Genomic DNA, 25113 nt, shown 5'->3' with positions numbered 1-25113 from the left:
CGAGGCCATGACCGGCGGGCGAAGCTGAAAGATCGCGCCGCGCTTGGACCTATTTCCGGTCCCTGAACCGCCGCTGGTAGTCCGGATCGTAGAGCGAGCTTTCACGGAAATCGGCTTCACCCAAGCCCTTGCCGACGAAGATGATGGCGGTGCGCTCCACCGGGTCGGCGGCGAAGCGCGCTTCGATATCGGCCAAGGTGCCGCGAATGATCTTCTCGTCGGGCCAGGAGGCGTGGAAGACCACGGCGACAGGGCAGTCCTTGCCATAGAGCGGGGTCAGCTCGGCCACGACGCGGTCGAGGGCGTGGATGGCGAGGTGGATCGCCAAAGTCGCGCCGGTAGCGCCGAAGGCCGCGAGGGTTTCGCCTGATGGCATGGGCGAGGCGCGGCCGGAAACGCGGGTGAGCACAAGGCTCTGCGCGGCGGCGGGAATGGTGAGCTCGCGGCCGAGCGCGGCAGCGGCGGCGGCGAAGGCGGGGACGCCTGGGGTGAGCGTATAGGGGATGCCGAGGCGGTCGAGCCGGCGCATCTGTTCGGCTACGGCGCTCCAGACGGAGAGGTCGCCGGAATGGAGGCGGGCAACATCCTGCCCCGCCGCGTGGGCGCGGACATATTCGGCTTCGATCTCGTCCAGCGACATCGGGGCGGTGTCGACGAGGCGGGTATCGGGCCCGCACCAGGCCAGCATGTCCGGCGGCACGATGGAGCCGGCATAGAGGCAGACGGGGCAGGCTTGCAGCAGCTTCATGCCGCGCACGGTGATGAGATCGGCCGCGCCGGGGCCGGCGCCGATGAAATGGATGGTCATGGCATGAAGCTCAGCGCAAGCGGAGAAACCCCCTCACCCGGTTTTCCGCTGAACGCGGAAAACCACCCTCTCCCACGAGGGGCGAGGGGTGGCTCCGCGTTTGGTGCGAATACCGGGTTTCCCTTCTCCCCCTGTGGGAGAAGGTGCCCCGAAGGGGCGGATGAGGGGGCTCTTTTTCTCATGGCTTCACCCACACCCATTGCACGATCGACCGCGCCGGCTTCCAGCCGGCCATGCCGCCGATGGCGTCGGCGCGTTCGACCGAGAACCGGGTGAGATTGCCGCCCTGCTCGGCGTGACGAGCCAGGAGCAGGGCTTCCATTTCCAGCGTCACGGCATTGGCGACCAGACGCCCGCCGGGGCGGAGGGCGGCGATGGCGGCGTCGAGCATGCCGGGATCGGAGCCGCCGCCGCCGATGAAGATGGCGTGGGGCGGTTCGAGATTTTCGAGGGCCGCGGGCGCGGTGCCGATGACCAGTTTGAGGGCGGGGACGCCGAAGGCGCTGGCATTGCGGGAAATGCGGGCGGCGCGTTCGGGATCGGCCTCCACGGCAATGGCGGAAAGGCTCGGATCGGCCAGCATCCACTCGATGGCGATGGAGCCCGAGCCGGCGCCGATATCCCAGAGCAGCTCGCCGCGCCGCGGGGCGAGGGCCGCGATCGTGAGGGCGCGGATTTCGCGCTTGGTGATCTGGCCGTCATGCTCGAACAGGGCGTCATCAAGGCCGGGCGTCAGCGGCAGGATGCGGGCGCCGGGCAGGGCGACGACGCTGATGGCGCAGATATTGAGCGGGTTGATATCGGTTAGGGCGAAATTCATGGCGACGTGGGAGCGCACGGTTTCGTTTGGACCGCCGAGGGCTTCCAGAACCGTGACGATGGAAATGCCGAAACCGGCTTCGCTGAGCAGTTTCGCCAGCGCGGCGGGGCCGTGTTCGTCCGAGGTCAGGGCGAGGATGCGGGCGCCGGGATGGAGATGCGGGCGGATGAGATCGAGCGGGCGGCCATGCAGCGAGAGGGCGAGCACGTCCTGCAGCGGCCAGCCGAGGCGGGCGGCGGCGAGGCTGAAGGATGAGGGATGCGGGAAGACCCGCATCTGGCTGGCGTCGATATGGCGGGCGAGGGTGGCGCCGACGCCGTGATGGAACGGATCGCCCGAGGCGAGGACACAGACCTTGCGGCCGCGCAAGGTGATGATGGCGTCGATGGAGGCGGAGAAGGGCGGGAGCCAGGGCCGGGCTTCGCCTGATATGGCTGACGCGGCGAGGGCGAGATGGCGGGAGCCGCCGAAGACCACCTCGGCATCGGAGATAGCGGCCCTGGCGGCGGTGCCGAGGCCGGGGAGGCCATCTTCGCCAATGCCGACAATGGAGAGCCAAGGGGTGGTCATGAGGCACGCCCAGCGTGGTGGATGGCGCGGTGCCCCCACCCTTGATCCCTCCCCACAAGGGGGAGGGGAGACGATGAACACGGGCCTCTGAGCTCGCGCCTCCCTCCCCTCGATGGGGAGGGATCGAGGGTGGGGTGGGGCCATGCAAGCGGAATGATCCATTTGTACTGAGCCCTTCATGACCCGCCTCCGATGGAGCGCGGCGAATAGACCAGCGGGGGCAGGCCTTCGCGCTCGATAATGCGGGTTTCCGGCGAGCCGATGATGACGCAGGTGGCCATGTCGGCCTTGGCCGGATCGGCTTCCGCAAGGGTCATGATACCGATGGCTTCGTCGGGGCGGCCGGCGGCGCGGCCGAAGATGACCGGCGTGGTCCAGGGCAGGACTTCGCGCAGGATGGCGAAGGCGGTGCCCAACTGCCAGGGGCGGGCCTTGCTGATGGGATTGTAGAGCGCGATGACCAGGCCCGCGCCAGCCACGGCCCGCAGGCGGGCCTCGATGACGGTCCAGGGCTTGAGATTGTCTGACAGCGACATGGCGCAGAAATCGTGGCCTAGGGGCGCGCCGGCACGGGCGGCCACGGCCAGCATGGCGGTGACGCCGGGCACGATGCTGAGATCGACGGCGCGCCAGGCGGGCGGGCCGGCCTCGATGGCTTCGCATATGGCGGCGGCCATGGCGAAGACGCCGGGATCGCCGCCGGAGACGACGCAGACCTGTTCGCCCGAGGCGGCGGTGTGCAGCGCATCCTTGGCGCGGGCCAGTTCCTCGCGGTTGTCCGAGGCGACGCGGCGCTGGTCGGGGCGGAGGGTGAGGCGGTCGAGATAGGGGCCGTAGCCGAAGAAGACGTGGGCGGCGGTAATGGCGGCCGTGGCTTCGGGCGTAGTCTGATCGGGGTTGCCGGGCCCGGTGCCGACCACTGTGAGGCGCCCGGTCATGGCCGGCTGCTCCAGCCGGGGACGAGGACGATGGCGAAATAGGGCGCGATGTCGTCCAGCTTGTCGGCGAGGCGGATGGCGTGGCCATTGGCCATGGTGCCGCGTTCGACATAGACGGCGCTGTCGAGGCGCCCGGCGGCTTCGATGGCGCGGCGGATCTTGGGCAGGTTGCGGCCGACCTTCATGATGACGGCGCCATCGGTGTTGTTGAGGCGGGTGCTGAGATCGACTTCGTCCAGCGTACCGGGGAGGACGGAGAGGATATCGTCGCCCTGCACCAGCGGCAGACCGGCCTGCGACCAGCAGCCGGACATGGCTGATATGCCGGGGATGACCTCGGTGTCGTAGCGGTGGGCCAGACGCACATGGATATGCATGTAGCTGCCATAGAAGAGCGGATCGCCCTCGCTGAGCACGGCGACATTGCGGCCGGCATCGAGATGGGCAGCGATGCGGGCAGCGGCCTCTTCATAGAAGGCCGATGTGGCGCTCTTGTAGTCGTCGTGGCGGCGGTCGATCTCGGTGGTGACCGGATAGCCGAGCTGTTCCTCGATCTGGGTGGTAATCCGGTCGGCCACGATGGCGCGGGCATTGCTGGCATTGCCCTGCTTGGCGAACCAGGCGACCACATCGGCACTTTCGATGGCGCGGACGGCCTTTAACGTGAGCAGGTCCGGGTCGCCCGGACCGGTGCCGACGCCTGTCAGTTTGCCCCTCATATGCCTGGCCTCGCCAGGGCATTGAGCGCGGCGGCCGTCATGGCGGAGCCGCCGAGGCGGCCACGGACCACGGCATAGGGGACGCCATAGGAGTGTTCGGCCAGGGCCGCCTTGGATTCGGCGGCGCCGACGAAGCCGACCGGCATGCCGATAATGGCGGCGGGTTTCGGGGCGCCGTCGCGCAGGAGTTCGAGCAGGAAGAACAGGGCCGTTGGCGCATTGCCGATGGCGACGACCGAGCCGGCGAGGCGCGGCAGCCAGAGGCGCAAGGCGGCGGCCGAGCGGGTATTGCCGATTTCGGCGGCGATGGTGGCCGTCTGCGGATCGCGCAGGGTGCAGATGACTTCGTTATGGGCGGGCAGGCGGGCGGCAGTGACGCCACGGGCGACCATTTCGGCATCGCAGAAAATGGGCGCACCGGCTGCCAGCGCACCGCGGGCCGCGGTGACGAAGCCGGGGCCGAACTCGAAATGCTGCGCGGCTTCCACCGAGCCGGCGGCGTGGATCATGCGGATGGCAAGCTCGGCTTCATCGGCCGAAAAGGCCGAAAGATCGGCCTCGGCGCGGATGATGGCGAAGGACTGGCGGTAAATCGCGTCGCCATCCTTGATGTAGTCATAGTGGTGCATCGTCATCCCTGGCGGTGCGCGACGGCGGACTCAAGCTGGTCCGCACGCAACAGTGCCTGTGGCGTATCGCCCGCCATGCCGGATATGACAAGACCATAGCCATCGGCGCGGCCCACTAGCGTCACATCGGCGCGGCGCGGATGGGCGCAGCCCTTGGCACAACCGGAGACGTGGAGACTGGTTACGGGCGCGAGATGCGGGGCGAGGCGCGCGGCTATGGCGCGGGCGGGGACGTGGCCGGAGGCGCAGCCATCGGAGCCTATGCAGGCGCTGATGCGGGTGCGGTTATCGTCGGGGGAGGTGACGAAGCCGAGGGCGGCGGCTTCGGCGGTGAAGGCCAGCGGCGCGCCCGTCGCGAGCAGGGCGTGATGCGGGGCGAGGCGGAGTTCGGTGATGCCGTGGCTGATAGCGGTATCGGCAAGCGCGGTGAGCGCGGCATGGTCGCTGCTGCCGAAGGGCAGGGCGATGCCGGTGGCTGTGCCGTCGCGGAGAGCCAGGATGCCGATGGGGGAAATGGATCTGGTGCGATGGGGCGTCGCGGCTGACCCGGCGAGGTCGGTGGCGCGGGCCGTTATGCCCAGATCGGCAATCTGGCGCAGGTGGCGCAGGGTGATCATCAGTGCGTCATTGCGCAGGATCACGTCGCTTCGCCCGCCGACCGAGCAGGCCCATTGGCTGGAACCGATCGCGGTGAGGCGAATATCGGCCTTGAGTGCCGACAGGTTCAGCCGGCCATTGCCATCGACAATGACGGTGACCTTGGGACCGAGCCTGGCGGATAGCAGCGTGGCCGCTGCGCGAATGGAGGCGGCGAGGGGGCGCGGGTCGTCGATCTCGGTCGGATCGTCCCCGCCAGGGGCGGGGTTTCGACGACAAGGCCGCGCTCGATCTTGACGAGGGCATCGGTGGCGCGGGCGAAGGGGGCGGCGGAAGCGGCGGTGAGGCCGCGGACCTGCAGATTGCCGCGGGCGGTGATCTCGATCAGGCCATTGCCATGTTCGGCCGCGAGGGCGGCGATCCGCGCAAGCTGGGCGGGGGTCAGGCGCCCGCCCTTGATGCGCAGGCGGGCGAGCAGGCCGTCGCCGGTCTGCATCGGCGCGTCGAGTGTCGGACACGCGCCGCGGCGACTTGCTGCGATGGGGAGGACGAGGGCCATGGGGAGGTTCTAGCGGATTGGCGGCGACGGGGGAACAGGAAGCCACCGGTCCCACCCTCCCCCTTGTGGGGAGGGTAGCGGCGCTAGGCCCGAAGGGTCGTAGCGAAGCTGGGGTGGGGGTGAGCCACATGCACCGAGTTCGTGGAGAGATACCCCCACCCTGCTCGATTCAACGGACTTAGCTAAGGCTAAGTCCTATCTCGCTTCCTGAGCAGGTACGTATCCATGATCCAGCCGTGCCGGTCCCGTGCGGCCTTACGGGTGGCCACGATCTCGTCGCGGACATCGCCCAGACGGCCGGCAATGGTGATCTGGTCGGGGTTGCCGAGATAGGCGCCCCAGAAGATGTCGAGATCGGGGTCGGCATCGAGGAAGGCGGTCTGGCCGTCGAGCATGACCACGGTGTCGTCCGTCACGGGGCCGAGCTTGCGGCCGGTGGTGATGTGGACGGGTTCGCCGATGCGGTTGAGCGCGATGCCATGGGCGGCGGTGAGGGCCTGGATGGCCGATATGCCGGGGATGATTTCGACCGCGTGGTCGGCGCGCAGGCGTTCGACGATGCGGATGGTCGAATCGTAGAGACCCGGATCGCCCCAGACGAGGAAAGCCCCGGCGCCGTTGTCGGGGACTTCGGCGAGCAGGCGGCGGAAAATCTCGGCCAGGGCGGCGTGCCAGGCATCGACGCCGGCGCCGTAATCGGGATTGGCGGCGTCGCGGCGGGGCACGCCATAGGTGACCATGCGGCTGGCCGGATTGGTGACGTAGCGGGCGACGATATCGCGGCGCAGGTCGGCCAGATCGGCTTTGCTGGCGCCCTTGTCGGGGATGAACAGCATATCGGCGCGGTTGAGCGCGTTGATGGCCTGCACCGTCAGATGCTCGGGATTGCCGCTGCCGATACCCACGATGAGGATGGTTTTCATAGCCGCTTCCTTGCCCTGATGCGGTTGTGTTGACAAGCGGTACGATCGGTAGTATTCAACCAATTAGTATTATACAAAACGGTTGAATGAAATGGCCGATCCCCTGAGCACCACGCTCGCTGCCCTTGCCGACCCGACCCGAAGGGCCATTCTCGCCCGGCTGGCGCTGGGGGAGGCAAGTGTCAACGAGCTGGCCGAACCCTTCGACATGACGCTGGCTGCCGTCTCCAAGCATATCAAGGTGCTGGAAGGCGCGGGTCTCGTCAGCCGTGGCAGGCAGGCGCAATGGCGCCCCTGCAAACTGGAGGCGGCGCCGATGCGCGACGTCGCCGCCCTTGTCGAGTTCTATCGCAGGTTCTGGGAGCAGAACCTCGATCAGCTCGACGCCTATCTCAAGAAACTGCAGACCCCCGAAACCGACAGCAAGAACTGACAAGGAGACGGCTGATGAATGCCATTGCGACCAACGACCTGACGGTCGACCTGCCCAAGGACAAACCCCTCATCGTCATGACGCGCCTGTTCGACGCGCCGCGCGACCTGGTGTGGAAAGTGTGGACCTCGCCCGAACATGTCGCCATCTGGTGGGGCATGACCGGCGCGGTGAACAAGGTGATCACCTATGACGTGCGGGTCGGCGGCGCCTGGCGCATCGAATCCGGCGAGGGCGAGCAGAAATTCACCTTCAAGGGCACGTATCTTGAGGTTCACCCCATCCACAAGCTGGTCAACACCTTCGGCATGGAGGGCTTCTACGAGGGCAAGGAACTGGTGGAGACCCACACTTTCGAGGATGTGGACGGCAAGACGAAATATACCAGCTCAACGCTCATGGACAGCTTCGAAGACCGCCAGGGCATGGTCGATAGCGGCATGGAATTCGGCGCACGCCAGACGATGGACAAGCTCGAGGAACTGCTCAAGACCCTGCAAGGAGACGCGAAATGAACGCCCAGACCTTTCCCAATCCCTTCAAGACCGAATTGCCCGCCGACGAACCCGTCATCATCATGTCGCGCACCTTCGCCGCGCCGCTGGCGCTGGTGTGGAAGGTGTGGACCGAAAAGGAGCATGTGGCCTACTGGTTCGGCCCGCGCGAGGACAACGAGATCGTCGAATATGACGTGCGCACCGGCGGCAAGTGGCGGGTGATCTCGACCATGAGCGATGGCTCGGAAGTCGTGTTCTTCGGCACCTATCTGGCGGTCGAGCCCAAGACGATGATCCGCAACACATTCGTGGTGGAAGGCCAGTTCGAGGAGGACTCGCGCTTCTATGAGGAGCATCGCTTCGAAGAGCGCGACGGCAAGACCTATTACCGCTCGATCAGCAAGGTCGATTCCATCGAGTCGCGCGACGCCATCGTGGCGACCGGCATGGAATGGGGCGCCAATGCGAGCATGGTGAAGTTCGATGAGATATTGGCGCGGCTGAAGGGGAAGTAGGGACTTTCCACGGACCGTGCTTGCGACCCACCCCCACCCTCATTCCCTCCCCACAAGGGGGAGGGAGGCGATGAACACTGGCATCGCACCCTGCGCCTCCTTCCCCTCGATGGGGAGGGATTGAGGGTGGGGTGGCGGGAGCCACAGAAGGAGGGATACCCCCCTCAATTCGCCCCTTCGCGCTCCAGATAGCGGCCGAGATTGTCGAGCAATACGGCGGTGCCTTCCTTGCGGATGGCGTTGCCGTCTTCGAAGCCGTCGAGATAGGCGCCCATTTCGGTCAGCTTGAGCACGGTGTGATCGCCATCCGGGACCAGCTCGAAGGTGGAGACCGAGACGGAAATGCGCACTTCGTCGAGATGCATGTCATAGGTGTAGATGATGCGCTGGTCGGGCACGATATCCTGATAGATCGCCTTGAACTTGTGGACCGGCCCGCCGATCGGGCCGCCGACGCTGGTCTCGATGCCACCGACGCGGAAATCCATGGCATGCTCGTCCTTGCCCCAGGTCTCGGGTGGGGTGAACCATTTCTGCTTGGAAGCCTCGTCGCTGAGCGCCCTGAACACGCGGGCCGGCGTGGCCTTGTAACGGCGCTCCAGGGTGAAGCTGGCATGGGTGACGCTGCGTTGGGTCACGGCTGAGGCTCGTCGGCGGTTTCGGCCAGAAAGTCGCCCAGCCGGTCGAGGCGGCGCGACCAGGCGGTGCGGCGGTCGTTGATCCACTGTTCGGCCAGGCTCAGCGTATCGGGCTGGATCTGCACGGTGCGGACGCGGCCGACCTTCTGTGAGGTGACGAGGCCCGAATTCTCCAGCGCCTGCAAATGCTGCACCACTGCCGGCAGCGACATGGCGAAGGGCTTGGCCAACTCGCTGACCGAAGCCGGGCCGCGGCTGAGCCGGTCGATCATGGCGCGGCGCGTCGGATCGGCCAGCGCCTGGAACATCAGATCGAGATTGGGCTGTTGGTTAAGCATGATATTAAGTAACAACTGCGGGGCGCCGGTGTCAATGCGCTTGACCTTCCCATTGGGCAATCCGGCAGGAGGGGGCATTCAACCAGAGGAGATAGCGATGAAAACCCTGACGATTGCCGCGGTCCTGCTTGCCGGCCTCGCGACGCCTGTCATGGCGCAGGACCATTCCGGCCACGGCGCCATGGCGGCCTCGACCGACAGCGCCGCGACCACGGCCTACAAGGAGGCCAATATGCGCATGCATGAGGATATGGACATTGCCTATACTGATGATGCGGATGTGGATTTCATTCTCGGCATGATCCCGCACCATCAGGGCGCCGTGGACATGGCGCGCGTCGTGCTGGAGCACGGCACCGATCCGGAAGTGAAGGCGCTGGCGGAAGGCGTCATCGCCGCGCAGGAAGAAGAGATCGCCTGGATGAAGGCATGGCTGGCGAAGAAGGGGTACTGAGGCGGTGCCACGCCCTCGTGGTTCGAGGCTCGCAAGAACTCGCACCTCACCATGAGGGCTACTTTGAGCTCGATGTATCAACAGCCCTCATGGTGAGGCGCTTCTTCAGCGCCTCGAACCACGAGGGCGTTGAACCCTAATTCCGGCCGACCCGGCTCACTGAATTCCGCACGATGAGCTCGGCCCGCAGCAGCACTTCCTTCTTCTTGAGTGGCTTGCCTTCGAGCAAAGCCAGCAGCAGGTCCATGGCTTCCTCGCCGATCTTGAGGCGGGGTTGCTTCATGGTGGTCAGCGAGGGCGTGACGAAGCTGGCGAAGGAAATGTCGTCGAAGCCCATGACGGAGAATTCGCGCGGCAGGTCGTATTTGCGGGCGTTGAGGGAGATGATGACACCCAGAGCCGTAGCGTCGTTGACGCAGAAGAAGGCCGTGGGCAGTACGTCGCGGACGAACATGTGCTCGGTGGCCTGGCGGCCGGATTCGGTGGTGCCGTCGCCATCGAGGATAAGGCGGGGATCGAGGGCGATGCCCGCTCCATCCAGCGCCGCGCGATATCCCGCTTCACGCAACTGGTTGACCGCCTTGCTGGTCGAATGGCCGATAAAAGCGATGCGGCGATGGCCCTGCGAGACGAGATGCTCCGTGGCGATGCGGGCGCCCTCGAAATTGTCCACGCCGACAAAGGGCAGGTCGCTGTTGGAGACCGGCTCGTTCACCGCCACCATGGGCGGCAGGCGCGCCGGGCCGGCATCACTGCCGAAGCCATAGGGCAGGTGGCCCGTGAACAGGATCAGCCCATCGGCCTGGTTGGAGCTGATGAAGCGCAGATAGTCGGTCTCGCGCGTCGCATCGTTCTGCGTATTGCCGATCAGCACACCGTAGCCGCGCTTGCTGGCCTCGGTCTCGAGGCCGACCAGGATATTGGAGAAATTCGGGTCGCCCACATCGGGCGCCAGAATCAGGATCATATTGGAGCGGCGCATGCGCAGCGAACGCGCCATGGCATTCGTCGTGTAGCCGGTGCGGGCAATGGCCTCGGTCACGCGGCGGCGCGTTTCGTCGGCAACCTTGGTCGGCTCGTTAATGGCCCGGCTGACCGTGGCGATGGATACGCCGGCGATCGCCGCAACGTCCTCTATCGTGGCCAGCTTGTGGTGCTGCAATTGGCGCTCCGCCCGCGCGATCCGGTGTCACGTTTCCGAACCGGAAGAGTGGTGCCCACTTTCCTGGAAACATTCTGGCGTCCCGCTTTGGCTGCCTTTAGCAGAAGGCGCGGGTTGCGCCATAACGATGTCGCCACGCTATACACTTTTCTGTTTGTGTAAACCTTTACATCAATCATGAAAACCTTTACATCGTCGGCCAAGGACAAGAGACGGATTGAATCCGCCAGGGTCTGGGGAGGGTATTCGATCATGACCAGCGCCGAGGGCACGCCTGCGCCTTCCATCCTGTCAGCCAACAGGGTGTCGAAGTCGTTCGGCGAGATTCCAGTGCTGTTCAGCGTGGATTTCGACGTGCGTCCCGGCGAGGTTCACGCCATCATCGGCGAGAACGGCGCGGGCAAGTCCACCCTCATCAAGATTCTGTCCGGCATCGAGCAGCCGACCTCGGGCTCGATCAGCTATGACGGCCGGACTACGGTACTGCCGCCCAATGGCGAAGCCGAGGCGCTGGGCATCGTGCTCATCCACCAGGAGCTGAACCTGGCCGAGCATCTGACGGTGGCCGACTCGATCTTCCTCGGACGCGAGATGAGGAAATTCGGTTTTCTCGACCTGCGCCAGATGCGCGAAAAAGCCCGCTCGGTCATGGACACGCTGCATGTGCGTGTCGATCCCGAGGCGCGGATCAACATGCTCTCTGTGGCCGACAAGCAGATGGTGGAAATCGCCAAGGCGATCAGCCGCGATGCGCGGGTACTGATCATGGACGAGCCGACCGCGGTGCTGTCGGTGAGCGAGACGCAGACGCTGTTCGAGCAGATCAGGCGGCTGACCGCGCGCGGTGTGGCGGTGATCTTCATCTCGCACAAGCTCGACGAAATCATGGAACTGGCCGACCGCGTGACGGTTTTGCGCGACGGGCAACTGATCGCCACTGTCGGCACCGAGGCGCTGACGCCCGACTCCATCGCCCAGATGATGGTTGGCCGCGAGCTCTCCAACCTCTACCCGCCCAAGCACGAGCCGGACGTGGATGCGCCGCTGGTGCTGAGTGTGCGGAACCTGGTGGCGCCGGGCGTGAAGGACATTTCCTTCGACCTGCGCCGGGGCGAGATCCTGGGCTTTGCCGGGTTGATCGGCTCGGGCCGGACGGCGGTGGCCGAGGCGGTGGTGGGGCTCAGCCACCGGGTCGCCGGCAGCGTCGCGGTCAATGGCGAAGCGGTGAATTTCACCGAGGTTGCCCAATCGGTCGCGGCGGGCCTGGCCTATATGACCAAGGACCGCAAGGGGCGCGGCCTGCTGCTCAATGTGGGCCTGCAGCCGAACCTGACGCTGCTGACACTGAAAAAGCATATGCGGAACGGCTTCCTCGACGGCAGGAGCGAAGCCAAGGCGCTGGAGCGCGCGGTGCGCCGCTTCGACATCAGGGCGCGCGACGCCTCGGTGCGGGTGGGCCAGCTTTCGGGCGGCAACCAGCAGAAGCTGATGCTGGGCAAGACCATGGAGAGCGAGCCCGACATCATCATCATGGACGAGCCGACGCGCGGCATCGATGTCGGCACCAAGCAGCAGATCTATCACATCATCGCGGCGCTGGCTGCCGAGGGCAAATCGATCATCGTCATCTCCTCGGAGATGCAGGAAGTCATCGGGCTGAGCCACCGCGTGGTGGTGATGCGCGAGGGCCGCATGGCCGGGGTGCTGGAAGGCGCCGAAATCGTCGAAGCAGAAATCATGCGGTACGCCGCGGGCATCAAGCAGAGTGGGGAAGATGAGCGTCTCAGCGCATGAAACAACCAGGCCGTCGCGCGGATTCCGCATCGACCTGAAGACGGCGGGACCGCTCCTGGCGCTGATCCTGCTCTGCGTCTTCGGTTATCTGCTCAACCCGCTGTTCCTGGGCGAGGGCAATGTCACCAACCTGCTGACCCGCTCGGCCTTTATCGGCATCATCGCGGTGGGCGCCACCTTCGTCATCACCGCCGGCGGCATCGATCTGTCGGTGGGGTCCATGGCGGCCTTTATCGCCGGCATGATGATCATCGTGATGAACTGGGCCGTCGGCTCCATGGGCGTCTCGGTGTGGACAGTGCTGCTCGGCGTCGGCTGTTCGCTGATCCTGGGCATCGGGGCCGGCTTCATCAACGGGTTCCTCACCACCAAGGGCAAGATCGAAGCCTTCATCGTGACCCTGGGCACGATGGGTATCTACCGCTCGCTGATCACCTATTTCGCCGATGGCGGCACGCTGTCGCTGGCCTCCCCGGCGCGCGATATCTACCGGCCGATCTACTATGACTCCATCCTGCGTATCCCGATCCCGGTCTGGGTGTTCATCATCGTCGCCATCATCGGCTGGGTGCTGATGAACCGCACCGCCTTCGGCCGCTATTGCATGGCCATCGGCAGCAACGAGCATGTGGCGCGCTATTCGGCCATCAAGGTCGACCGGATCAGGACGCTGACCTACATCATCCAGGGCCTGTGCGTGTCGCTGGCCACCATCATCTATGTGCCGCGCCTGGGCTCGGCTTCGTCGGCCACGGGCGTGCTGTGGGAACTGGAGGCCATTGCCGCTGTCATCATCGGCGGCACCATGCTCAAGGGCGGCTTCGGGCGGATCGGGGGCACCGTCATCGGCGCGCTGATCCTTACCGCCATCGGCAATATCCTCAACCTCACCGATATCATCTCCAACTATCTCAACGGAGCGGTGCAGGGCGTCATCATCGTCGCGGCTGTCTACTTGCAGCGCGGCAGTTTCAGGGCCGGCAGGAAAAACAAGCCGGCCGAATAATTCCGCGTCGCGAGACGGGATAACCGGGCGCCTACAACAGGCGCCATACTTTGAGGGAGGACTAAAATATGTCTTTGAAGGCAATTGCTCTGGCCCTGACGGCCACCACTGTCCTGGCCGGGGCGGTCATGGGGCAGGACGAAAAGATCCGCATCGGCGTTTCCATCCCGGCCGCCACCCATGGCTGGGCCGGTGGGCTGAACTGGCATGCGGGCGTGGCCGAGAGCCGCATCGAAGCCCGCAACCCCAATATCGACGTCATCATCGTGACGGCCGACAGCCCGGCCGACCAGGCCAGCGACATCGAGGATCTCGTGTCGGTGCAGCAGATCCACGCCCTGGTGGTGCTGCCCTTCGAATCCGAGCCGCTGACCGAACCGGTCCGCAACGCGAAGAACGAAGGCGTGTTCATCACCGTCGTCGACCGCGGCCTGCCCGATCCGTCGATCCAGGACGTCTATGTGGCCGGCAACAATACCGAACTCGGCAAGATCTCGGCCGACTACTTCAAGAGCCGGCTGGGCGAGGGCGACAATATCGTCATCCTGCGCGGCATTCCGACCGTCATCGATACCGAACGGTTCGATGCGTTCATGGCCGGTATCGAAGGCACAGGCATCACCGTGCTGGACGACGAATTCGCCAACTGGAACCGCGATGACGGCTTCGAGGTGATGCAGGACTTCCTGAGCCGCTTCCCCGATATCGACGGCGTCTGGGCACAGGACGACGATATTGCCCTGGGCGTGATCGAGGCCGTCAAGCAGGCGGGCCGCGAGGACGAACTGTTCATCGTCGGCGGTGCCGGCATGAAGGAAATCATCAAGGGGATCATGGATGGCGACACGCTGGTGCCTGTCGACGTGCTGTATCCGCCGGCAATGATCGCCACCGCCATCGACGTGACCGTGGCCAACTTCACCTCGAACGGTCCGGTGCAGGGCAGCTACATCCTGGGCGCCCCGCTGGTGACCCCTGATAATGCCGAGCAGTTCTACTTCCCCGACAGCCCGTTCTGATCCTCCAGGGACGGACATGCGAAGGGCGCCCGATGGGCGCCCTTTGTTTTTAGAGCGGATACCCCCCTCCCTAACCTTCCCTGATAGGGGGAGGAATCCCATCGAGAGGGGGAGGGCGGCAGGACCTAAACCGCTTCCGGCGTATACCCCGCTTCGCGGATGGCGGCTTCGCCGGTGGCGCGGTCGCCGGTGAATTCCACCTTGTGCGTGTCGAGGTCCACCGAAATCCGGGCGCCGGGCAGGGCGTCTTCCAGCGCCTTGCGCACGGTGCCGACGCAGTGGCCGCAGGTCATGTCGTTGACGGTGAGAATGGTCGTGTCGCTCATATTCAGTGTCCTTTGGTCGTGGGATGCTCGCCGGCGAGGTCGTCGAGTATGGGGCAGTCGGGGCGGTTGTCGCCGCCGCAGCAATGGGCCAGGTGCTTGAGGGTTTTCACCATGCCCTGGAGTTCGGCGATCTTGGTTTCGAGCGCCGTGATGTGGCTGGTGGCAACCTCCTTGACCTCGGCGCTGGCGCGGGTCTTGTCCTGCCAGAGGCCGAGCAGGGTCGAGGTTTCCTCGACCGAAAAGCCCAGCGTACGCGCGCGCTTGACGAAGCGGAGGACGTGAACCTCATCCTCGCCATAGACGCGATAATTGCTGCCGGTGCGCAGGGGCGCGCGGATCAGGCCGATGGATTCGTAATAGCGGATCATCTTGGCCGAGACGCCGGTGGCGCTGGAGGCTTCGCCGATATTCATGCATTCACTCCTTTCACCAGGCGCAGGCGCTGCGCGTTACCGACCACGAAGACCGAGCTGAGCGCCATGGCGCCGGCGCCGATCATCGGATTGAGCAGGATGCCGAAGGCGGGGAACAGTATGCCGGCCGCGACGGGGATCAGCAGCACGTTGTAGCCGAAGGCCCAGAACAGGTTTTCCCAGATGTTCTTCATTGTGGCCCTGGAGACCTTGAGCGCATTGAGCACGCCCTTGAGGTCGCCACCCAGCAGGACCACGTCGGCGCTTTCGATGGCCGCATCGGTGCCGGTGCCGACGGCGATGCCGATATCGGCTTCGGCCAGAGCCGGAGCGTCGTTGATGCCGTCGCCGACATAGGCGACCGGGCCGAGCTGGCGCAGGGCCTTGAGCGTGGCCACCTTGTCAGCCGGCAGCACTTCGGCGCGGACTTCGTCTATGCCGAGGCGGCGGGCAATGGCTTCGGCGGTGCGCTGATTGTCGCCCGAGATCATCGCGGTCTTGAGGCCCATGGCGTGCAGGGCATCGATGACAGCCTTGCTGGTCGGCTTGACCGTGTCGGCGACGACGATGGCGGCGGCCAGCTTGCCGTCAATGGCGGCAAAGACCGGGGTCTTGCCCTCATTGGCCAGCCGGTCGATGTCGGCGGCAAAGCCGGAGAAATCGAACTGGCCGAGATGGCGCTGCGAGCCGACCGAGACTAAGTGCCCATCGACGCTGGCGGAGACGCCATTGCCGGCATGGGACTGGAAGTCGGTAACCGGGCCGAGGGTGAGTCCGGCCTGTTCGGCCGCGGTGACGATGGCTGACGCGATCGGGTGCTCGGACTTCGCTTCCACCGCGGCGACCAGGGCCAGCACGGCGTCATGGTCGAAGCCATCGGCGAGAACCAGGTCGGTGAGGGCCGGCTTGCCTTCGGTCAGCGTGCCGGTCTTGTCGAAGGCCACCACCCTGGCGTCCCGCAATTGCTGCAGGGCTTCGCTCTTGCGGAACAGCACGCCCAGCTCGGCGGCGCGGCCGGTGCCGACCATGATCGAGGTCGGCACGGCCAGGCCCATGGCACAGGGGCAGGCGATGATCAGCACGGCGACGGCATTGACGAGACCGAAGGTGGAAGCCGGTTCCGGCCCCCAGATAGCCCAGACCGCGAAAGTGGCGATGGCCAGGGCGATGACAGCCGGCACGAACCAGGCGGTGATCCGATCGACCACGCCCTGGATCGGCAGCTTGCCGCCCTGGGCTTCCTCGACCATGCGGATGATCTGCGCCAGCATGGTGTCGCCGCCGACCTTGGTGGCGCGGAAGCTGAAGCTGCCGGACGTGTTGAGCGTGCCGCCGATGACAGGCGCGCCGACGCTCTTGGAGACGGGCAGGGGCTCGCCCGAAATCATGGATTCATCGATATGGCTGGCGCCTTCGGTGATCTCACCATCGACGGCGATCTTCTCGCCGGGACGGACCAGGATGATATCGCCTTCCACGACCTGTTCGATGGGCAGTTCCACCGCCTTGCCGTCGCGCTGCACGCGGGCTGTCTTGGCCTGTTCGCGCACCAGCCGCTGGATGGCTTCGCCGGTGCGGCCCTTGGCCAGGGCCTCGAGCCAACGGCCGACCAGGATCAGCGTCACGATGACCGCGGCGGCTTCATAATAGATATAGCGCGTGCCCTCGGGCAGCAGTTGCGGCGCGAAGGTGGCGGTGACGGAATAGAGATAGGCCGCGCCCGCGCCGAGGGCGACGAGCGAATTCATCTCCGGCGCACCGCGCAGCAGGGCCGGAATGCCGATCTTGAAGAAGCGCCAGCCGGGGACGAACAGCACGATGCTGGCGGCGATGAAATAGGCCGTCCACAGCACGTCCATCGACACGACGGACATGATCCACATGTGGAATGGCATATAGAGATGGCCGCCCATTTCGAGCACGAAAAGCGGCAGAGTCAGCACGCCGGCAATGAGCACGTCGCGGCGCAGCACGGCGGCATCCTCGTCGTGATGCTGGTGGCCGGAATGGTCGTGATGATGGGTGTGCGGCGTCTCGCTGCCCTTGTAGCCGGCCTTTTCGACCGCCTTGAGCAGGGCGGCGCTATCGCCGCCATGCACGGTCGCGCGTTCGGTGGCCAGGTTGACCGAGGCCGATGTGACGCCGGGCACCTTGAGTAGAGACTTTTCGACTCGCGCCACGCAGGAGGCGCAGGTCATGCCTTCGATATCAATGGAAAGCGGCTTGGTATGGACGTGTTCGTTCATGATGTTTCACCTCGTCCTGAGCTATATAAAGGTTCCAATGATGGGAAGGTCAAGGGGTGGTTTGCGATTGCTTTTGGCTTCGATGCCGCAGTCGTCTCCCTCCCCCTTGTGGGGAGGGATCGAGGGTGGGGGTGGGCCGCGAACACTGGATTTGCGGAAGGACCCCCACCCGACCCCTTCGGGGCCACCCTCCCCACAAGGGGGAGGGAAGGGATCGCGTATGCGGCGCGGCCAGAGACCTGAAATCGGGCAATTTTGACGCATGCGGCAGGTTGGCGCTGCGACCTTTGCGCAGCTTAAAGGCTTGACGGGGCAGGCCTATATCGGGGCGGTCAGGAGACGATATGCCATGCAGCCCGTCCGCAACGACATCCACAATTCCGACCTTCCCGTGCTCTGCCAGAGCTGCGAATCCCGCCATCAGGGGATTTGTGGCGCGCTGAGCACCGAGCAATTGCTTGCCCTGGCGCGGCATACGCGGCGTGTGCATCACGCGGCCGGCGATGAACTGCTGGCCGATGCGGAGCCAATCACCAGCTATGGCAATGTGCTGCGCGGGGTGGTGAAGCTCTCCAAGGTCCTGGAGGATGGGCGGCAGCAGGTGGTGGGGCTGCAATTTGCGCCGGACCTGCTCGGAAGGCTGTTTGCCAGCGAAAGCCGGGTCACGGCGGAGGCGGCATCCGATCTCGAACTGTGCCTGGTGCCCAAGCCGGCGCTGGAGGCGCTGGTGCGCGAAAACCCGGCGCTGGAGCATCGCATCATGCTGCAGACTTTGCGCGAGCTCGACGAGGCACGCGACTGGATGGTGACTTTGGGCCGCAAGACCGCCGCCGAGAAGGTGGCGAGCTTTCTCTACCTGATTGCGAGTCATATAGACCCAACGCAGGACGAGGTGACCAGTTTCGACCTGCCGCTGAGCCGCGCCGATATCGGCGATTTTCTCGGGCTGACCATCGAGACGGTGAGCCGGCAGATGAGCAAGCTCAAGGCCGATGGGGTGATCGCGATCGAGAATTACCGGCATGTGTCGGTGCCTGACGTGGCGCGGCTGCGGGTGCGCTGCGGATAGGGGCACGTCACCTTTTCTGGTGGCTCCCGTCACCCCACCCTCGATCCCTCCCCATCAAGGGGAGGGAGGCGCATGGGCGACGTAAGTGATCCAATATTACATCGTCCACCGGGCAGGCTTCCCCCCTAGGAGGTGAGCGCCCCATTCCGGAGCGTCAGGACACGGTCCATTGTCCCATCAGGAATGGCGGCGTGGGTGACCACGATCACCGTCCGGTCCTGCGCGGCCTGATGCAGGGTTTCGAAGAATGCCACTTCGGCGGGGCGATCCAGCGCCGCGGTGGGTTCGTCCAGCAGCAGGATTTTGGCCGGCGACAGCAGCACGCGGGCGAGGCAGAGGCGGCGGGCCTGGCCGACCGAGACGGTGCGGCCGCCTTCACCCACCATCGTATCGAGACCGGCGGGCAGGGCGCGGACGAAGTCGCCGATGCCGGCAGCGGCGAGGGCGGCCCAGAGAGCGTCGTCATCGGCATCGGGGCGGGCGATGCGCAGGTTGGCGCGGATCGTGTCGTTGAACAGCGGGCTGTGCTGGCTGAGCAGGGCCACACTGGCATGAATATCAGCCTGCCGTAGCGTGGGCAGGGCGGTGCCGCCCAGGGTGATGCGGCCAGATTGCGGATCGGCGAGGCGCAGCAGCAGGGCCAGCAGGCTAGATTTGCCGCTGCCGCTGGGGCCGGTAATGGCGATGTGTTCGCCGATGGCCACGGCGAGGTCGAGATTATCAAGCACCGGCGGGCCGCCATAGCCGAAGGTGACACCGGTCAGCGCCAAGGTGGTATCGGCCGGGAGGGCGGCGGGGGTGGCCGGATCCACGATGGCGGGCGGGGCTTCGGCGATGGCGGTGAGGCGTTCGGCGGCGGCCATGGCGGTGGTCAGCTTGCCGACGCTGCGGACGATTGTGCTGGTGGCCTCGAAACTACCCGCTATGGCCAGCAGCAGGCCGGCGAGGACGGGGCCGTCGATGGCACCGGCAGCAAAGGCGCTGAGACCGAGCCAGAGCGAACCGGCCAGCGCCAGCGCCGCGAGGGCCTGGACGGCAAAGCCGGCAATCGCGGTCAGCGTCGAGAGGCGTCCCCTGACCGCGGCGAGGTGCCGGCTGGTCGCGGCGAAGCCGGATTGCGCCGTGCCGAGCACGCCGAAGACGGTGAGATCGGCATGGCCTTCGATGCCGTCGAGCACCGCGGCGCGGGCATCGGCGGCGCGCTGGACCACGGCATTGCCGGCGGCGCGACTGGTGAGGACAAGGCCGGTCGGAACCACCAGCACGGCGACGCCGTAGCAGAAGCCGTAGAGCCATGCGGCACCGGGCAGCAGCCAGGCGAGCAGAGCGGTCAAGGCTGCGCCGATGACGAGGGCGGCCGCTATGGGGCCGATGGCGACGAGGAAGGCGGTGTCGAGCGCATCGACATCCGATGTGAGGCGGCTGACGAGATCGCCGTGGCGCAGGCTGCGATCGGCCAGCGGCAGCCGCGGGAACAGGCGGGCAAACAGCCAGCCGCGCAGGCCGGACAGCAGGCGCAAGGTGGCGTCATGGCCGCTGAGGCGCTCGCCGTAGCGGGCCAGGATGCGGATGAAGGAAAAGCCGCGCACCAGCGAGGAGGGCACGAAGAGGTTGAAGGCGAGGCCGGCCGTCGTGAGCGCGGCTGCGGTGATGAACCAGCCGGATGTGCCGAGCAGGGCGATGCCGGCAGCCAGGGTGACCAGCGAGAGGATCAGCGCCAGGGTAAACCCTCGGACCTGGCTCAGGAACAGGCTGCGGAAGGCGAGGAGCGCTTTCATGCGACACCCTTTCCCTTGCGGGCGGGCAGGGGCGTCGGCAGCAATGCCTCGCCAGCTATGCGCCAGGCCCTGCCCATGCGGGCGGCGACGGCAAGCGAATGGGTGGCGATAACAAGCGTGCGGCCGCGGGCATAGGATTTGAGGTCGTCGAGGACGGCCTGCTCCAGTTCGGCATCGAGATGGGCGGTGGGCTCATCGAGCAGGATCAGGCCCGCGTCGCGCAGATAGATACGGGCCAGGGCAATGCGCTGCGCCTGTCCGCCGGAGAGACCAAGTCCGCCTTCGCCCAGGATCGTATCGAGACCATCGGGCAGGGCATCGGCAAAGGGGGCGACATGGGCCCGCTCGGCCGCGTGGCGGATGTCGCTGGTGGAGGCGCCGGGGCGGGCGAGGGCGATATTGTGCGCAATGGAGCCGGCAAAGATGCGCGGCTTCTGGCCCAGCATGGTGACGCGGGCGCGCAATTCGGCTTCCGGCCAGTCGGCGAGGGGGCGGCGATCCAGCGCGATCTCGCCTTCGTGGATCCTGAGCCGGGCCACGGCTTCGAGCAGGGTGGATTTGCCGATGCCGCTGGGGCCGAGCAGGGCGACATGGTCGCCGGGCGCGATGGTGAGGTCGGCATTGGCGAGGATGACGCGGGCGGCGTCGGGTGTGCGCAGGGTAAGACCGGTGGCGGTGAGGCCGATGGGGCCGGTGCCTGGCATGGGTTTTATGTCGGCGAGCGGGGCGGGGGCTTCGGGCAGCTTGCCGAGCTGGGCTTCGATCTCGCCGATGGCGGATTTGGCGGCGGCGCGGTCGTGATAATGCGCGGCGAGCAGGCGTAGGGGATTGTAGACCTCGGGCGCCATCAGCAGCAGGAAGAGGCCGAGTTCGAGCGTCAGCGGGCTTGCGCGTAGATGCAGGTAGTCGATGAAGGTCAGCCCGACATAAAGGGCGATGCCGGCGACGCCGAGGGCGGCGAAGAATTCGAGCACGGCCGAGGAGAGGAAGGCGATGCGCAGCACGCGCAGGGTGCGGCGGCGCAATTCGTCACTGGCGGCGACGATGCCTGCCGTTTCGGCCTCGGCGCGGCCGAACAGCTTGAGGGTGACGAGCCCGCGCAGCCGGTCGGCAAAGCGGCCGGTGAGCAGGCTGAGGGCGCGGGCCTGCCTGTCGGTCGCGATCTGCGCGCCCCAGCCGGCCAGCGCCATGAAGACCGGGATCAGCGGCGCGGTGACGAGAAACAGCAGGCCAGCCAGCCAGTCGAGCGGCAGGATGATGGCGCCAAAGGCAATGGGCAGCACGGCGGCCTGAATCATGGCGGGCAGGTAATGCGCGAAAAAGCCGTCGAGCGCTTCGACCTGGTCGACGATAGCGGCGGAGGCAGCGCCCGATTGCGGCTGTTCGGCGGCGCGGGGCGAGCGGGCCAGCAGATGCGAGAAGAGCGTGGCGCGGAGCTGGGCCTTGATGGCCTCGGCCGCCGCCGTGCCGGCACGGTCGCCAATGGCGGCGAGGGCGGCGCGGGCGAGCAGCAAAGCGAGGATGAGCGCGATGCCCGGTGTGAGCGTATCCAGGGCGGCGCCGGTTTCTATGGCGCTGCCGAGCACGGCGGCGAGTGTCCAGGCCTGCCAGACGAGGAGGGCGCCGGCAGTGAGCGGGGCGAGGATGGACAGCCAGAGCCACGGTCCGCCGTGCTGGCGGAGGCTGGAGAGGGTCTTGGCATTGTGACGATCGGTGTCGGTCACGATATCTCCCTCGTGACCATGTGCGAGATATCGGGGCCAAACCACCCCCACCCTTGATCCCTCCCCACAAGGGGAGGGAGACGATGAACACTGGCGCCTCAGCCTGCGCCTCCCTCCCCTCGATGGGGAGGGATTGAGGGTGGGGTGGAGTCACACGCGTCGATGCTGCGGTGGGAACGGCGATGGTCACTATGAGCAATCCAGTGGCACGACCTCGTGGTTCGGCAGGCTCACCATGAGGTCTGTTGGTACATCGCACCATAACGAAACGTCGCGGACTACCCTTGATCTATATCAAGGCATGGGCGAGTCTGGTGTCGCATAGAGTGCGCAGTGACGGCGGCGACTCGGGCGCTGCCAGGCATAGAGGCAGTATCGCCATGATCGACATGACCGTCGTCGAACTCGCGGGTGGCAATTCGCGGCCACCGCCATGTATCACTTCATCTTCGTGCCGCTGACCATTGGCCTCAGCGTAATGATGGCCATCATGGAAAGCGTCTATGTGATGACCGGGCGCGACGTCTGGCGCAAGGCGACCCTGTTCTGGGGGACCTTGTTCGGCGTCAACTTCGCCATGGGTGTGGCCACCGGCGTGGTCATGGAATTCCAGTTCGGCATGAACTGGAGCTATTACAGCCACTATGTGGGCGACGTGTTCGGCGCGCCGCTGGCCATCGAGGGGCTGATGGCCTTCTTCCTCGAAGCCACCTTTATCGGGCTGTTCTTCTTCGGCTGGGACCGGCTGAGCAAGGTGGGCCATCTGGCCGTGACCTGGCTGACGGCGCTGGGTGCCAACTTCTCGGCGCTGTGGATCCTGATCGCCAATGGCTGGATGCAGAACCCGGTCGGCTCGAAGTTCAACCCCGACACGATGCGCATGGAAGTCACCGATTTCGTGGCGGTGCTGTTCAATCCGGTGGCGCAGGCCAAGTTCGTGCATACGGTCAGCGCCGGCTATGTCTGCGGCGCGGTCTTCATCTTCGCCATTTCGTGCCTGTTCCTGGTGCGCGGCAAGCATGTGGAGCTGGCCAAGCGCTCCATGGTGGTCGCAGCCAGTTTCGGGCTGGCCTCGGCCCTGTCGGTGGTCGTGCTCGGCGACGAGAGCGGTTATATCGCGACCGAGCACCAGAAGATGAAGATCGCGGCCATGGAGGCCAGCTATCACACCGAGCCGGCCCCGGCGCCCTGGACCATCTTCGCCATTCCCGGCCCCGATGGCGGCGCGCCGAGCTTTTCCATCCAGGTGCCCTGGGTCGGCGGCCTGATCACCACCCGCTCGCTCAATGAGGAACTGCCGGGCATCGACGAACTGGTCGGGCATGCGCAGACGCGCATCCGCTCGGGCATGATCGCCTATGACGCCCTGCAGGAGATCCGCGCCGACGGGACCAATGCCGACGCGCGCGCCCTGTTCGACGAACACTGGGCCGACCTGGGCTATGGCCTGCTGCTCAAGCGCTATCGCGAGGATGTCGGCAATGCGACCGACGCCGAGATCGCGCAGGCGGCGGCCGATACCGTGCCCGGCGTGTGGCCATTGTTCTGGACCTTCCGCATCATGATGGGGCTGGGCTTCTTCTTCATCGGCTTTTTCGCACTGTGGTTCTACCGGGCCTCGCGCGGCTGGCTCGAAACCAACAAGCCGCTGCTGTGGTTCAGCGTCTTCCTGCTGCCTTTGCCCTGGATCGCCATCGAAAGCGGCTGGTTCATCGCCGAATTCGGGCGACAACCCTGGGTGGTGGAAGGCGTGCTGCCCACCTTCTACGCGGCATCGGGCCTCCATTTCTGGGACCTGGTGATCTCGCTGAGCTTCTTCGTGGCGCTCTATTCGGTCCTGCTGGTCATCATGATCATCCTCATGGTCAAGATCATCAAGGCCGGGCCGCAGGACAAGCTCTTCTCCGCCGATGAGGACAATGACGAGGACTATGTCGTCGCCGCTTTGCCGGCCACATCAGCCAACAAGGAGCTCGGATCATGAGCACCATTCCGCTGGACTACGAAACCCTGCGCCTCATCTGGTGGCTGCTGCTGGGTATCCTGCTGATCGGCTTCGCCATCATGGGCGGGCGCGACCTCGGTGTGGGCACGCTGCTGCCCTTCGCCGCCCGCACCGATGCGGAACGGCGCGTGCTGCTGAACGTGGTCGGACCGACCTGGGAAGGCAACCAGGTATGGCTGATCGTGGGCGGCGGGGTGATCTTCGCGGCCTTCCCGCCGCTCTATGCGGTAAGCTTTTCGGGCTTCTACCTCGCCATGATCGTGATCCTGCTGGCGCTGATCCTGCGGCCGGTGGGATTCAAGTTCCGCAGCAAGGTCAAGGATGACCGCTGGCGCGCCACCTGGGACTGGGCGCTGTTCATCGGCGGCTTCGTGCCTTCGCTGATTTTCGGCGTGGCGGTGGGCAATGTGCTGCTCGGGGCGCCCTTCCATGTCGATGGCACGATGCGCGCCTTCTATACCGGCAACTTCTTCATGCTGCTGACGCCCTTCGCCCTGCTGTGCGGGCTGGTGAGCCTGGGCATGATCGTGACGCAGGGCGCCGCCGTCATTGCCGGCCGGACCACCGGACCGCTGGCCGAACGGGCGCGGACCTATGGCTCGCTGTCCGGCATCGCGACCATCCTGCTGTTCGCCTTGGCGGGCGTGTGGATCGCCTTCGGCATCGATGGCTATGCCATTACCAGCGCGGTGGACGGCAATGCCGCCATCAATCCGCTGGGCAAGAGTGTGGAGCTGACCCGCGGCGGGTGGCTCGCCAATTACGGGCTCCATCCCTGGATGATTGCCGGGCCGGTACTCGGCTTTGCCGGGCTGGCCGGCGCGGTAATCGGCCTGCAGGCGCGGCTGCGACTGGTGACGCTGCTGGCATCGAGCGTCGCCATATTTGGCATCGTCGCCACGGCGGGGCTGTCGCTGTTCCCGTTCCTGCTGCCGTCCTCGACGGTGCCGGAAGCCAGCCTGACCCTGTGGGATGCCTCGTCGAGCCACCTGACCCTGTTCATCATGCTGCTGGTGACGGTCTTCTTCCTGCCGATCATCCTGCTCTATACCGCTTGGGTGTTCCGCGTGATGCGCGGCACGGTGAGCACGCAGTCGCTCGAAAAGAACCCCAACGCCTATTAGGAGACCGCT

General features: G+C 65.7%; 26 protein-coding genes. 10 read left to right on the top strand and 16 right to left on the bottom strand.

Features of this window, described 5'->3' with window-relative positions; translation table 11 throughout:
* Positions 1–49: 49 nt before the first annotated feature.
* The 8 genes from cobM to cobF form a co-directional block, all read right to left on the bottom strand.
* Entirely contained in the window at positions 50–808 is a 759-nt protein-coding gene (cobM, locus tag NVV79_RS19345) for a precorrin-4 C(11)-methyltransferase (protein ID WP_303992908.1), read from the bottom strand.
* A 178-nt stretch (positions 809–986) separates the two neighbouring features.
* Positions 987–2198, bottom strand: a complete 1212-nt coding sequence (cbiE, locus tag NVV79_RS19340; protein WP_303992905.1) for a precorrin-6y C5,15-methyltransferase (decarboxylating) subunit CbiE — start codon at positions 2196–2198, stop codon at positions 987–989.
* A 176-nt stretch (positions 2199–2374) separates the two neighbouring features.
* Positions 2375–3136, bottom strand: coding sequence for a precorrin-3B C(17)-methyltransferase (locus NVV79_RS19335; protein WP_303992902.1), 762 nt, complete (start codon positions 3134–3136; stop codon positions 2375–2377).
* Positions 3133–3855, bottom strand: a complete 723-nt coding sequence (locus tag NVV79_RS19330) for a precorrin-2 C(20)-methyltransferase (protein ID WP_303992899.1) — start codon at positions 3853–3855, stop codon at positions 3133–3135. Before NVV79_RS19330 ends, NVV79_RS19335 begins: the two co-directional genes overlap by 4 nt.
* Positions 3852–4484: a precorrin-8X methylmutase gene (locus tag NVV79_RS19325; protein ID WP_303992896.1), complete on the bottom strand. Its 633-nt coding sequence runs from the start codon at positions 4482–4484 to the stop codon at positions 3852–3854. The genes NVV79_RS19330 and NVV79_RS19325 overlap by 4 nt, the downstream gene beginning before the upstream one ends.
* Before the next feature lie 2 nt (positions 4485–4486).
* Positions 4487–5125 (bottom strand): hypothetical protein, encoded by a 639-nt coding sequence (locus NVV79_RS19320; RefSeq protein WP_303992893.1) that lies wholly within the window; start codon positions 5123–5125, stop codon positions 4487–4489.
* 83 nt (positions 5126–5208) lie between these two features.
* On the bottom strand, positions 5209–5640 hold the full coding sequence (locus NVV79_RS19315; RefSeq protein WP_303992891.1) for a hypothetical protein: 432 nt from the start codon (positions 5638–5640) through the stop codon (positions 5209–5211).
* 188 nt (positions 5641–5828) lie between these two features.
* On the bottom strand, positions 5829–6563 hold the full coding sequence (gene cobF, locus NVV79_RS19310) for a precorrin-6A synthase (deacetylating) (RefSeq protein WP_303992888.1): 735 nt from the start codon (positions 6561–6563) through the stop codon (positions 5829–5831).
* Between the two features lie 91 nt (positions 6564–6654).
* Between cobF and NVV79_RS19305 the strand changes: the two genes are divergently transcribed.
* The 3 genes from NVV79_RS19305 to NVV79_RS19295 are packed head-to-tail and all read left to right on the top strand — an operon-like array spanning position 6655 to position 8008.
* A complete protein-coding gene (locus NVV79_RS19305; protein ID WP_303992885.1) occupies positions 6655–6996 on the top strand; it encodes a metalloregulator ArsR/SmtB family transcription factor in 342 nt (113 codons plus the stop codon).
* 14 nt (positions 6997–7010) lie between these two features.
* Positions 7011–7511, top strand: a complete 501-nt coding sequence (locus NVV79_RS19300; RefSeq protein WP_303992883.1) for an SRPBCC domain-containing protein — start codon at positions 7011–7013, stop codon at positions 7509–7511.
* Positions 7508–8008: an SRPBCC domain-containing protein gene (locus tag NVV79_RS19295; protein WP_303992880.1), complete on the top strand. Its 501-nt coding sequence runs from the start codon at positions 7508–7510 to the stop codon at positions 8006–8008. The genes NVV79_RS19300 and NVV79_RS19295 overlap by 4 nt, the downstream gene beginning before the upstream one ends.
* 164 nt (positions 8009–8172) lie before the next feature.
* Here NVV79_RS19295 and NVV79_RS19290 read toward each other — a convergent pair whose 3' ends face one another.
* Positions 8173–8646 carry an SRPBCC family protein gene (locus NVV79_RS19290; RefSeq protein WP_303992877.1) on the bottom strand — a complete coding sequence of 158 codons (474 nt, stop codon included), beginning with the start codon at positions 8644–8646 and terminating at the stop codon, positions 8173–8175.
* Positions 8643–8984 carry a metalloregulator ArsR/SmtB family transcription factor gene (locus NVV79_RS19285; RefSeq protein WP_303992874.1) on the bottom strand — a complete coding sequence of 114 codons (342 nt, stop codon included), beginning with the start codon at positions 8982–8984 and terminating at the stop codon, positions 8643–8645. The genes NVV79_RS19290 and NVV79_RS19285 overlap by 4 nt, the downstream gene beginning before the upstream one ends.
* Positions 8985–9075: 91 nt before the next feature.
* Between NVV79_RS19285 and NVV79_RS19280 the strand changes: the two genes are divergently transcribed.
* Positions 9076–9438 (top strand): DUF305 domain-containing protein, encoded by a 363-nt coding sequence (locus tag NVV79_RS19280; RefSeq protein ID WP_303993214.1) that lies wholly within the window; start codon positions 9076–9078, stop codon positions 9436–9438.
* Between the two features lie 136 nt (positions 9439–9574).
* On the opposite strand, the gene NVV79_RS19275 is transcribed toward NVV79_RS19280, so the two are convergent.
* The gene (locus NVV79_RS19275; protein ID WP_303992873.1) at positions 9575–10600 is read right to left on the bottom strand and encodes a LacI family DNA-binding transcriptional regulator; all 1026 of its coding nucleotides are present in this window, start codon (positions 10598–10600) and stop codon (positions 9575–9577) included.
* 252 nt (positions 10601–10852) lie between these two features.
* On the opposite strand from NVV79_RS19275, the gene NVV79_RS19270 reads away from it, so the two are divergent.
* The 3 genes from NVV79_RS19270 to NVV79_RS19260 all read left to right on the top strand — a co-directional run bounded on the left by NVV79_RS19270 (position 10853) and on the right by NVV79_RS19260 (position 14419).
* Positions 10853–12394 carry a sugar ABC transporter ATP-binding protein gene (locus tag NVV79_RS19270; RefSeq protein WP_303992870.1) on the top strand — a complete coding sequence of 514 codons (1542 nt, stop codon included), beginning with the start codon at positions 10853–10855 and terminating at the stop codon, positions 12392–12394.
* Positions 12375–13400, top strand: coding sequence for an ABC transporter permease (locus NVV79_RS19265; protein WP_303992867.1), 1026 nt, complete (start codon positions 12375–12377; stop codon positions 13398–13400). Before NVV79_RS19270 ends, NVV79_RS19265 begins: the two co-directional genes overlap by 20 nt.
* 68 nt (positions 13401–13468) lie before the next feature.
* On the top strand, positions 13469–14419 hold the full coding sequence (locus NVV79_RS19260) for a substrate-binding domain-containing protein (RefSeq protein ID WP_303992865.1): 951 nt from the start codon (positions 13469–13471) through the stop codon (positions 14417–14419).
* 125 nt (positions 14420–14544) lie between these two features.
* Here NVV79_RS19260 and NVV79_RS19255 read toward each other — a convergent pair whose 3' ends face one another.
* From NVV79_RS19255 to NVV79_RS19245, 3 genes are read right to left on the bottom strand one after another with little or no spacing between them, the layout of a single operon-like run.
* Positions 14545–14745 carry a heavy-metal-associated domain-containing protein gene (locus NVV79_RS19255; RefSeq protein ID WP_303992862.1) on the bottom strand — a complete coding sequence of 67 codons (201 nt, stop codon included), beginning with the start codon at positions 14743–14745 and terminating at the stop codon, positions 14545–14547.
* Positions 14746–14747: 2 nt separating this feature from the next.
* Positions 14748–15158 (bottom strand): Cu(I)-responsive transcriptional regulator, encoded by a 411-nt coding sequence (gene cueR, locus NVV79_RS19250; RefSeq protein WP_303992860.1) that lies wholly within the window; start codon positions 15156–15158, stop codon positions 14748–14750.
* On the bottom strand, positions 15155–17404 hold the full coding sequence (locus NVV79_RS19245; protein WP_303992857.1) for a heavy metal translocating P-type ATPase: 2250 nt from the start codon (positions 17402–17404) through the stop codon (positions 15155–15157). Before NVV79_RS19245 ends, cueR begins: the two co-directional genes overlap by 4 nt.
* Before the next feature lie 349 nt (positions 17405–17753).
* On the opposite strand from NVV79_RS19245, the gene NVV79_RS19240 reads away from it, so the two are divergent.
* Complete coding sequence (locus NVV79_RS19240) at positions 17754–18473, top strand: Crp/Fnr family transcriptional regulator (protein WP_303992854.1); 720 nt, start codon at positions 17754–17756, stop codon at positions 18471–18473.
* Between the two features lie 125 nt (positions 18474–18598).
* Here NVV79_RS19240 and cydC read toward each other — a convergent pair whose 3' ends face one another.
* Both cydC and cydD read right to left on the bottom strand, forming a co-directional pair.
* Positions 18599–20251 carry a thiol reductant ABC exporter subunit CydC gene (gene cydC / locus NVV79_RS19235; protein ID WP_303992851.1) on the bottom strand — a complete coding sequence of 551 codons (1653 nt, stop codon included), beginning with the start codon at positions 20249–20251 and terminating at the stop codon, positions 18599–18601.
* Positions 20248–21975: a thiol reductant ABC exporter subunit CydD gene (gene cydD, locus NVV79_RS19230; protein WP_303992848.1), complete on the bottom strand. Its 1728-nt coding sequence runs from the start codon at positions 21973–21975 to the stop codon at positions 20248–20250. The genes cydC and cydD overlap by 4 nt, the downstream gene beginning before the upstream one ends.
* Before the next feature lie 433 nt (positions 21976–22408).
* Here cydD and NVV79_RS19225 point away from each other — a divergent pair, with 433 nt between their 5' ends.
* Both NVV79_RS19225 and cydB read left to right on the top strand, forming a co-directional pair.
* On the top strand, positions 22409–23959 hold the full coding sequence (locus NVV79_RS19225; RefSeq protein ID WP_369684750.1) for a cytochrome ubiquinol oxidase subunit I: 1551 nt from the start codon (positions 22409–22411) through the stop codon (positions 23957–23959).
* Positions 23956–25104 carry a cytochrome d ubiquinol oxidase subunit II gene (cydB, locus tag NVV79_RS19220; protein ID WP_303992845.1) on the top strand — a complete coding sequence of 383 codons (1149 nt, stop codon included), beginning with the start codon at positions 23956–23958 and terminating at the stop codon, positions 25102–25104. Before NVV79_RS19225 ends, cydB begins: the two co-directional genes overlap by 4 nt.
* The last annotated feature ends 9 nt before the right edge of the window (positions 25105–25113 follow it).

Source organism: Devosia ginsengisoli, from assembly GCF_024707105.1.
In the GTDB taxonomy this organism is placed as follows: domain Bacteria; phylum Pseudomonadota; class Alphaproteobacteria; order Rhizobiales; family Devosiaceae; genus Devosia; species Devosia ginsengisoli_A.
The sequence above is the reverse complement of the archived record's forward strand: the minus strand, read 5'-3'. Positions and strand labels throughout refer to the sequence as shown.